The 8,658-nt window shown below is 73.4% G+C and carries 8 protein-coding genes; 4 read left to right on the top strand and 4 right to left on the bottom strand.

The genetic code is table 11. From position 1 onward, the window contains the following. Positions 1-91 precede the first annotated feature (91 nt). Positions 92-607 (bottom strand): ATP-binding protein, encoded by a 516-nt coding sequence (locus ACFRAC_RS20210; protein ID WP_382925427.1) that lies wholly within the window; start codon positions 605-607, stop codon positions 92-94. A gap of 279 nt (positions 608-886) precedes the next feature. Between ACFRAC_RS20210 and ACFRAC_RS20205 the strand changes: the two genes are divergently transcribed. Continuing rightward, positions 887-1,642 (top strand): enoyl-CoA hydratase/isomerase family protein, encoded by a 756-nt coding sequence (locus ACFRAC_RS20205; RefSeq protein WP_382925418.1) that lies wholly within the window; start codon positions 887-889, stop codon positions 1,640-1,642. Here the strand turns inward: ACFRAC_RS20205 and ACFRAC_RS20200 are convergent. Together ACFRAC_RS20200 and ACFRAC_RS20195 are read right to left on the bottom strand one after the other, a co-directional pair. Continuing rightward, on the bottom strand, positions 1,629-2,264 hold the full coding sequence (locus ACFRAC_RS20200) for a DJ-1/PfpI family protein (RefSeq protein ID WP_382925417.1): 636 nt from the start codon (positions 2,262-2,264) through the stop codon (positions 1,629-1,631). The two genes, ACFRAC_RS20205 and ACFRAC_RS20200, sit on opposite strands and share 14 nt — an antisense overlap. A 25-nt stretch (positions 2,265-2,289) precedes the next feature. After that, entirely contained in the window at positions 2,290-3,249 is a 960-nt protein-coding gene (locus ACFRAC_RS20195; protein WP_382925415.1) for a GlxA family transcriptional regulator, read from the bottom strand. A gap of 113 nt (positions 3,250-3,362) precedes the next feature. On the opposite strand from ACFRAC_RS20195, the gene ACFRAC_RS20190 reads away from it, so the two are divergent. From ACFRAC_RS20190 to ACFRAC_RS20180, 3 genes are all read left to right on the top strand, one after another. Continuing rightward, positions 3,363-4,232, top strand: coding sequence for a hypothetical protein (locus tag ACFRAC_RS20190; protein WP_382925413.1), 870 nt, complete (start codon positions 3,363-3,365; stop codon positions 4,230-4,232). Positions 4,233-4,337: 105 nt separating this feature from the next. After that, positions 4,338-4,469, top strand: coding sequence for an LPFR motif small protein (locus ACFRAC_RS20185; RefSeq protein ID WP_382925411.1), 132 nt, complete (start codon positions 4,338-4,340; stop codon positions 4,467-4,469). A gap of 101 nt (positions 4,470-4,570) precedes the next feature. Then, positions 4,571-6,958 carry a Tex family protein gene (locus ACFRAC_RS20180; RefSeq protein ID WP_382925409.1) on the top strand — a complete coding sequence of 796 codons (2,388 nt, stop codon included), beginning with the start codon at positions 4,571-4,573 and terminating at the stop codon, positions 6,956-6,958. 48 nt (positions 6,959-7,006) lie between these two features. Here the strand turns inward: ACFRAC_RS20180 and ACFRAC_RS20175 are convergent, their stop codons facing one another. Continuing rightward, positions 7,007-8,644 carry an ABC-F family ATP-binding cassette domain-containing protein gene (locus ACFRAC_RS20175; protein ID WP_382925407.1) on the bottom strand — a complete coding sequence of 546 codons (1,638 nt, stop codon included), beginning with the start codon at positions 8,642-8,644 and terminating at the stop codon, positions 7,007-7,009. Positions 8,645-8,658 lie beyond the last annotated feature (14 nt).

Below are 8,658 nucleotides of genomic sequence, written 5' to 3'. Positions count from 1 at the left end.
GTACGCGGACGACCCTCCGCCTTGCGATGCACCGCGCCAGACGCCGCGGACCCCGCCCTTCGGGCGGACGACGCTACTTTCGAAACACGCCCTAGAGATACGGGTCCCGGACCGGTTCGAGCGGGACGGCGGCCCAGATCACCTTGCCGCCGCTCGCCGTGTGCTCGACGTCGCAGACGCCGCCCGCCTCCCGGGTGATCTCGCGGACCAGGAGCAGCCCCCGGCCCCCGGTCTGCCCGTAGTCGGCCTCCAGGGCCGTCGGCCGGTAGGGGTGGTTGTCCTCGACGGACACCCGCAGCCACTCCGCGCCGACGGCGACCTCCACGGCGAGCATCGGTGACAGCAGCGCCGCGTGCCGTACGGCGTTCGTCACCAGCTCCGAGACGATCAGCAGCAGCCCTTGGGCCAGGTCGTCCGGGACCGGTACGCCCTGGCGGTACAGCAGGTCCCGCACGGCGTGCCGTGCCTGCGGGACGGATGCCTCCACGGCGGGGGCGGTGAACCGCCACACGCCTTCGTACGGCAGTGGGTCCGGCGGCCGCGTATCCAGGGAGTCCTCCGCGCCGCCCACTGGGCGTGGGCCGGACCCGCGCCCGTGGTTGTCCATCGTCCGGTCGCCACCCTTGCGCTCGATTGTCACCACACGTCGAGTGTTGGGAACGCACCGGTCCGGACCGGAGTACTGAACAGAAGTCAGCAGGTATCGAGCGATTATGACCGTTGGCGTATGACACGGTCAGATGTGGGACCACTGTTGTCCCGCCGGATGCCGACTTGGCGAACTATTCGGGTTGTACGGGTTTGGGCGGTGTCGAGCACGGGCGATCTCCCCGGCGGTGGACCCTCTCCACAGGGCCGCCCGGCGCCGGCGGATAGCATCCGGCGCATGGAGCCCCAGCTGCTGCACCGCGTCGCCGACGCGGTCGCCACCGTCGTCGTCCACCATCCGGCCAAGCGCAACGCGATGACGGCCGCGATGTGGCGGGCGCTGCCCCCGCTGCTCGACACGCTGGCCGCCGACCCGGCCGTCCGGACGCTGGTGCTGACCGGCGAGGGCGGGACCTTCTGCGCGGGCGCCGACATCTCGACGCTCCAGGGGTCCCCGCGGGAGGCGCAGGAGCTGGCCGTGGCCGCCGAGGAGGCCCTGGCGGCCTTCCCGAAGCCGACGCTGGCGGCGATCCGCGGGCACTGCGTGGGCGGCGGGGCCCAGCTGGCGGCGGCGTGCGATCTGCGGTTCGCGCAGGAGGGCGCGCTGTTCGGGGTGACGCCCGCGAAACTCGGGATCGTCTACGGGGCGTCCTCCACCCGGCGGCTGGTGTCGCTGGTGGGTCCGGCCACCGCCAAGTACCTCCTGTTCTCCGGCGAGTTGATCGACGCGGAGCGGGCGCTGCGCACGGGCCTGGTGGACGAGGTGCTGCCCGAGGGCGAACTGGACAAGCGCGTCGCGGAGTTCACCCGCATCCTGGCGTCGCGTTCGCAGCTGACGCAGGCCGCCGCCAAGGAGTTCGCGGACGGCCGCACCGACCGCGACGGCCACTGGGCGCGGCGGGCGCGCGAGAGCGGCGACACCGCGGAGGGGGTCGCCGCCTTCCTGGAGCGCAGGCAGCCGCGTTTCACCTGGACCGCGTCTACACGAGGGTGAACCGGCTGTCGGTGCGGAACTCCTCCACGAGGTGCGCGGGCGCCTTGAGCGGCGAGCCCGCGTCGTAGGGCGGCCGCGGGTCGTACTCGGTCAGCAGCTGGACGGCCTGGGCGTGCTCGTCGCCGGCGATCCGGCCCACCAGGGTGAGCGCCATGTCGATCCCGGCGGAGACGCCGGCCGCGGTGACGTACTTGCCGTCCGTGACGACCCGGTCCGCGGTGGGCTCGGCGCCGTACTGCGGCAGGAAGTCCAAGGTCAGCCAGTGCGAGGCGGCACGGCGGTCCCTGAGCAGGCCGGCGGCGGCCAGGAGCAGCGAGCCGGAGCAGACCGAGGTCGTCCAGGCGGTCGTGGCGTCGGCGGTCCGGAGCCAGTCCAGCAGGGTCTCGTTCTCGATCTGGGTGAACGTCCCGGGGCCGCCGGGCACCACGACGACGTCGGGGCGCGCTACGTCGGCCAGGGAGCGGTCGGCCACGAGGGTGAGGAAGCCGGTGTCGGCACGGACCGGTCCGGCGGTCTCGGCGACGAAGTCGACCCGCGCGTCCGGGATGCGGCTCAGCGCCTCGTAGGGGCCCACGACGTCGAGGGCGGTGAAGCGGTCGTACAGGACCATGGCGATCCGCATGGTGTTCCTTTCGGGTCGGACGGGGTCAGGGCGTGGACGCGGGGCGGAAGCGGCGGCGGTACTCGGCCGGGGACACGCCGAGGGTGCGGACGAAGGCGCGGCGCATGGCCTCGGGGGTGCCGTAGCCGCTGGACCGGGAGATCTCCTCGACACCGTCGGTGGTGTCCTCCAGCAGGCGGCGGGCGTGTTCGAGGCGGACCCGGTCGACGTAGCGGCCGGGGGGCATGCCGGTCTCGTGCTGGAAGGCGCGGGCGAAGTGGCGCGGGGAGAGGCCGGCGCGGGCGGCGAGCGCCTCCACCGCGAGGTCGGCCTCGGGGTGCTCGGTGATCCAGCGCTGCACGTCCCGCAGCGGCTCGCGCCGCGCGGTCTGGGCGGCGAGCTGGGCGCTGAACTGGGCCTGGTTGCCGGGTCTGCGCAGGAAGACGACGAGGTGGCGGGCGATCCCGAGCGCGATGTCCCGGCCGAGGTCCTCCTCGACCAGGGCGAGGGCGAGGTCGATGCCGGAGGTCACACCGGCGGAGGTGGACACCTGTCCGTCGCGCACGTAGATGGGGTCGGGCTCCACGGCGACCTCCGGGTGGTCGCGCGCCAGCTTGCCGCAGTACGCCCAGTGGGTCGTGGCGCGGCGTCCGTCCAGGAGCCCGGCACCGGCCAGCAGCAGGGAGCCGGTGCAGACGGAGACGAGGCGTTCGGCGCCGGGGGCGTGGGCGCGCAGCCAGTCGGTGAGGCCGGGGTCCGGTTCGCGGGTGCCCCGGCCGCCCGGGACGACGAGGGTGTGCGCGTCGAGCCGGTCGCCGAGCGCCCGGTCCGGTACGAGGGTCAGGCCGCCGGAGGTGCGGACGGGGCCGCCGTCCAGGGAGGCCGTGCGGATGCGGTAGGTGCCCGGACGGTAGGTCTCGGCCCCGGCGAAGACCTCCAGCGGACCGCTGACGTCCAGGCTCAGGACGCCGTCGAAGAGCACGAAGAGAACGGTTCGCTGGGCCATGCCTTCGATTCTTCGGGGCCCGGCGGACGGCCGCAATGACGGGCACCCCACCTTTCCTGCCATGGCGGGCGCACCCCCCTGGCGACGTACCAAGCGGTTGGTAACCTCGGCCCATGACTACTGCCGCCCTGGAGCCCCGTGCCGGCCGCCGCTGCCAGAACATGCTCAACTCCCTCCACTCGACCCTCTACTTCGCGCCCGAGACGGGCGAGGAGCTGGGCGCTCTCGGGATCACGCACCCCAAGGCCGTCAACTTCGCGGTGCGGGCGGCCGCGATGGGCGCGGTCGGCGCGGGCGCGGTGACGGCGGCGTTCTACAACTACAAGCACGAGGCGGTGGCCCGGCACGTCCCCGCCGTCTGGTCGGTCGCCTCGCCCGAGGCCGTGCTCGCGGCCCGCGCGCGTGCGGTGGACCGGTCGCTGCGCCGGCTGCTCGGCGAGGAGGCGGTGGCGTCGGCGGAGATCACCGAGGCGGCCCGGCTCGCCCTCCGCGCCATCGAGGGGTGCTCCCGCGGCGCCCGGCCGCTGTACTCGGCGCACGCGGACCTGCCCGTGCCCGACCAGCCGCACCTCGCGTACTTCCACGCGACGACGCTGCTGCGCGAGCACCGGGGCGACGGACATCTGGCCGTGCTGATGGCGGCGGAGCTGGACGGTCTGGAGGCCATGGTCACCCACACCGCGACCGGCAAGGGCATGACCCCGAAGTGGGTGTTCGTGACCCGGGGCTGGTCCCAGGAGGACTGGGACGCCGCCCGGGGCCGGCTGCGCGAGCGCGGCCTGCTGGACGAGACGGGCGAGTTGACGCCCGAGGGGGTCGCCCTGCGCCAGGAGATCGAGGCCGAGACGGACCGCCTCGACGCGGCGCCGTACCGGCGTCTCGGGGCGGAGGGCGTGGCACGGCTGACGGAGCTGGGCGCCGGGTTCGCGCGCACGGCGGCCATGGCCGGGGCGTTCCCGGCGGATCTGCTCGGCAAGGCCTGAGAAGCACCCGGGACCCGCGCACGCCCCGCCGTGCATGACGACGGCCGAGCGCGGTACCCGTGCGCCTGACGGCCGACCGGCGGCCGTCGAGAAGAGGTGAACGACGTGTTCCGTGCCATCGCAGATGTCCTGCGCCAGATCGGCGGCGCCATCGCCACCGTGGTGACACTGCCGTTCCGGGCGCTCGCCCGGCTGTTCGGCGGGGCGTCGAACAGCACCCGCGGCCGCTCGGCCTGATCGCACCCGCCACGACGGGCCCGAGCCCGCCCTGATCCCCGGTTGTCGGCGTCACCTGCCACAATTGCCGCGCAACCTCAGTCAGAAGGCGGGACGGGATCGTGACGACACCCCTCGTAGGGTCCATCGAAGGCAGGATCGCCGCGGAGCTCGGCGTACGGGAGCGGCAGGTGAAGGCTGCCGTGGAGCTGCTCGACGGCGGCTCGACGGTGCCTTTCATCGCCCGCTACCGCAAGGAGGCGACCGAGACGCTCGACGACGCGCAACTGCGCACGATCGAGGAGCGGCTGCGCTATCTGCGGGAGCTGGAAGAGCGGCGGACGGCGATCCTCGACTCGGTGCGTGAGCAGGGCAAGCTGACCGAGGAGCTGGAGGCGCGGATCCGCGGCGCCGAGACCAAGGCCCGGCTCGAGGACATCTACCTGCCGTTCAAGCCCAAGCGCAGGACCAAGGCGCAGATCGCCCGGGAGGCCGGTCTGGAGCCGCTGGCGGAGGTGCTGCTCGGCGACCCCACGGTCGAGCCGCTCGCCGCCGCGTCCGCGTTCGTGGACGCAGAAAAGGGCGTGGCCGATCCGCAGGCCGCCCTGGACGGCGCCCGGGCCATCCTGACGGAGCGCTTCTCCGAGGACGCCGACCTGATCGGCGAGCTGCGCGAGCGCATGTGGGTGCGCGGGCGCCTGGTGGCCAAGGTGCGGGAGGGCAAGGAGGAGGCCGGCGCCAAGTTCGCCGACTACTTCGACTTCGCGGAGCCGTTCACCGAGCTGCCCTCGCACCGCGTTCTGGCGATGCTCCGGGGCGAGAAGGAGGAGGTCCTCGACCTCGTCCTGGAGCCGGAGGAGCCGACCGACGGCCCGTCCTCGTACGAGGGGATGATCGCGCACCGGTTCCAGATCGCCGACCGCGGCCGTCCCGCCGACAAGTGGCTGCTGGACACGGTCCGCTGGGCCTGGCGCACCCGCGTCCTCGTCCACCTCGGCATCGACCTGCGGCTGCGGCTGCGGACGGCCGCCGAGGACGAGGCCGTCGGCGTGTTCGCCGCCAACCTCCGCGACCTGCTGCTGGCCGCCCCGGCCGGCACCCGGGCGACGCTGGGCCTCGACCCCGGCTTCCGCACCGGCGTCAAGGTCGCCATCGTGGACGCCACCGGCAAGGTCGTCGCCACCGACGTCATCCACCCGCACGTCCCGGCCAACCGCTGGGACGAGGCCATCGCCAAGCTGGCCCGGCTGGCGAAGGAGTACGCGGTCGAGCTCATCGCGATCGGCAACGGCACGGCGTCCCGCGAGACCGACAAGCTCGCCGGTGAGCTGATCAGCCGGCACCCGGAGCTGAAGCTCACCAAGGTGATGGTGTCCGAGGCCGGCGCCTCCGTGTACTCGGCCTCCGCCTTCGCCTCGCAGGAACTGCCCGACATGGACGTGTCGCTGCGCGGCGCGGTGTCGATCGCCCGCCGGCTGCAGGACCCGCTGGCCGAGCTGGTGAAGATCGACCCGAAGTCGATCGGCGTCGGCCAGTACCAGCACGACCTGTCCGAGGTGAAGCTCTCGCGCTCGCTGGACGCGGTGGTCGAGGACTGTGTGAACGGCGTGGGCGTGGACGTCAACACGGCGTCGGCGCCGCTGCTCGCGCGCGTCTCCGGCATCACCTCCGGTCTCGCCGAGAACATCGTGTCCCACCGGGACGCCAACGGCCCCTTCACCTCCCGCGGGCAGCTGAAGAAGGTGGCGCGGCTCGGCCCGAAGGCCTACGAGCAGTGCGCGGGCTTCCTACGCATCCGCGACGCCGACGACCCGCTGGACGCGTCCAGCGTCCACCCCGAGGCGTACCCGGTGGTGCGGCGGATCGTGAAGACGTCGGGCCAGGACGTGGCCGCGCTGATCGGCAACACCGGGGTGCTGCGCTCGCTGCGGCCCGACGACTTCGTGGACGAGACGTTCGGTCTGCCGACGGTGACGGACATCTTCAAGGAGCTGGAGAAGCCCGGCCGTGACCCGCGCCCGGCCTTCCGGACGGCGACCTTCAAGGAGGGCGTCGAGAAGATCTCCGATCTGTCCTCGGGGATGATCCTGGAGGGTGTCGTCACGAACGTGGCGGCGTTCGGGGCGTTCATCGACATCGGCGTCCACCAGGACGGTCTCGCGCATGTCTCCGCGCTGTCGAAGACGTTCGTGAAGGACCCCCGGGACGTGGTGAAGCCCGGCGACATCGTCAAGGTGAAGGTCGTCGACGTGGACATCCCGCGCAAGCGGATCTCGCTGACGCTCCGGCTGGACGACGAGGCCGCCCCGCAGGACCGGCAGGGCGGCGGCGAGCGACGCCAGCGGGGCGGACGTCCGCCGCAGCAGCGTCAGCGCCAGGGCGGCGGCCAGGCCGGCGGCCGGGGCGGCCAGGGCGGCAACTCCCGCCAGGCACCGCCCCCGGCGAACAGCGCGATGGCGGACGCCCTGCGCAAGGCGGGCCTGCTGGACGGGAAGAGCGGCAAGCGCTGACCGGCGTGGTCCGGGGCGGGCGGGGCGCCCCCGCCCGCCCCGGACCACTCAGCGTTCCGTCACCTTGCCGTCGGCGACCTCCAGGCGGCGGGTGACGTGGACCGCGTCGAGCATGCGGCGGTCGTGGGTGACCAGCAGCAGGGTGCCCTCGTAGGCGTCCAGGGCCGACTCCAGCTGCTCGATGGCGGGCAGGTCGAGGTGGTTGGTGGGCTCGTCCAGGACCAGGAGGTTGACGCCCCGGCCCTGGAGCAGGGCCAGCGCGGCCCGGGTCCGCTCCCCCGGGGAAAGGGTGACGGCCGGGCGCAGGACGTGCTCCGACTTCAGGCCGAACTTGGCCAGCAGGGTGCGCACCTCGACCGGTTCGGTGTCGGGGACGGCCGCGCGGAAGGCGTCCAGCAGGGACTCGTCGCCGTGGAACAGCCGACGTGCCTGGTCGACCTCGCCGATCAGGACGCCCGCGCCGAGGTGGGCCCGGCCGGCGTCCAGCGGGACCCGGCCCAGGAGGGCGGCCAGCAGGGTGGACTTGCCGGCGCCGTTGGCCCCGGTGACGGCCACCCGGTCCGCCCAGTCGATCTGCAGGGACACCGGGCCCAGGGTGAAGGGGCCGCGGCGGACCTCGGCGTCACGCAGGGTCGCGACCACCGCGCCGGAGCGGGGCGCCGACGCGATCTCCATGCGCAGTTCCCACTCCTTGCGCGGTTCCTCGACGGTCTCCAGGCGCTCGATCATGCGCTGGGTCTGCCGGGCCTTCGCGGCCTGCTTCTCGCTGGCCTCGCTGCGGAACTTGCGGCCGATCTTGTCGTTGTCGCTCGCCTTGCGCCGGGCGTTCTTCACCCCCTTGTCCATCCAGGAGCGCTGGGTCTGGGCACGCTCGTGGAGGACGGCCTTCTTGTCGGCGTACTCCTCGTAGTCGTCGCGGGCGTGCCGGCGGGCCACCTCGCGCTCCTCCAGGTAGGCGTCGTAGCCGCCGCCGTAGAGGTTGATCCGCCCCTGCGCCAGGTCGAGTTCGAGGACCTTGGTGACCGTGCGGGCGAGGAACTCCCGGTCGTGGCTGACGACCACCGTGCCGGCGCGCAGGCCGGTGACGAAGCGTTCCAGCCGCTCCAGGCCGTCGAGGTCGAGGTCGTTGGTGGGCTCGTCGAGCAGGAAGACGTCGTAGCGGGAGAGCAGCAGCGAGGCCAGTCCGGCGCGGGCCGCCTGGCCGCCGGACAGGGACGTCATCGGCTGGTCGAGGTCCACGGCGAGACCGAGCGCGTCGGCGACCTCGTCGGCCCGCTCGTCGAGGTCGGCACCGCCCAGTCCCAGCCAGCGCTCCAGGGCGGTCGCGTACGCGTCGTCGGCGCCGGGCGCCCCGTCGACGAGGGCCTGGGTCGACTCGTCCATCACGCGCTGGGCCTCGGCGACCCCGGTACGGCGGGCGAGGAACCGCCGGACGGTCTCGCCGGGCCGGCGCTCCGGTTCCTGCGGGAGGTGACCCACGGTGGCGGCCGGCGGGGACAGGCGCAGTTCGCCCTCCTCCGGCGCGGCGAGCCCGGCGAGCAGGCGCAGCAGCGTGGACTTGCCGGCGCCGTTGGCCCCGACCAGGCCGATCACGTCGCCGGGTGCCACGACGAGGTCGAGCCCGCTGAACAGGGTGCGGTCGCCGTGGCCGGCGGCGAGGTTCTTGGCGACGAGGGTGGCGGTCACAGGGAGCGATCCTA

This window comes from Streptomyces sp. NPDC056628, assembly GCF_042792555.1.
GTDB lineage: Bacteria > Actinomycetota > Actinomycetes > Streptomycetales > Streptomycetaceae > Streptomyces.
The sequence above is the reverse complement of the archived record's forward strand: the minus strand, read 5'-3'. Positions and strand labels throughout refer to the sequence as shown.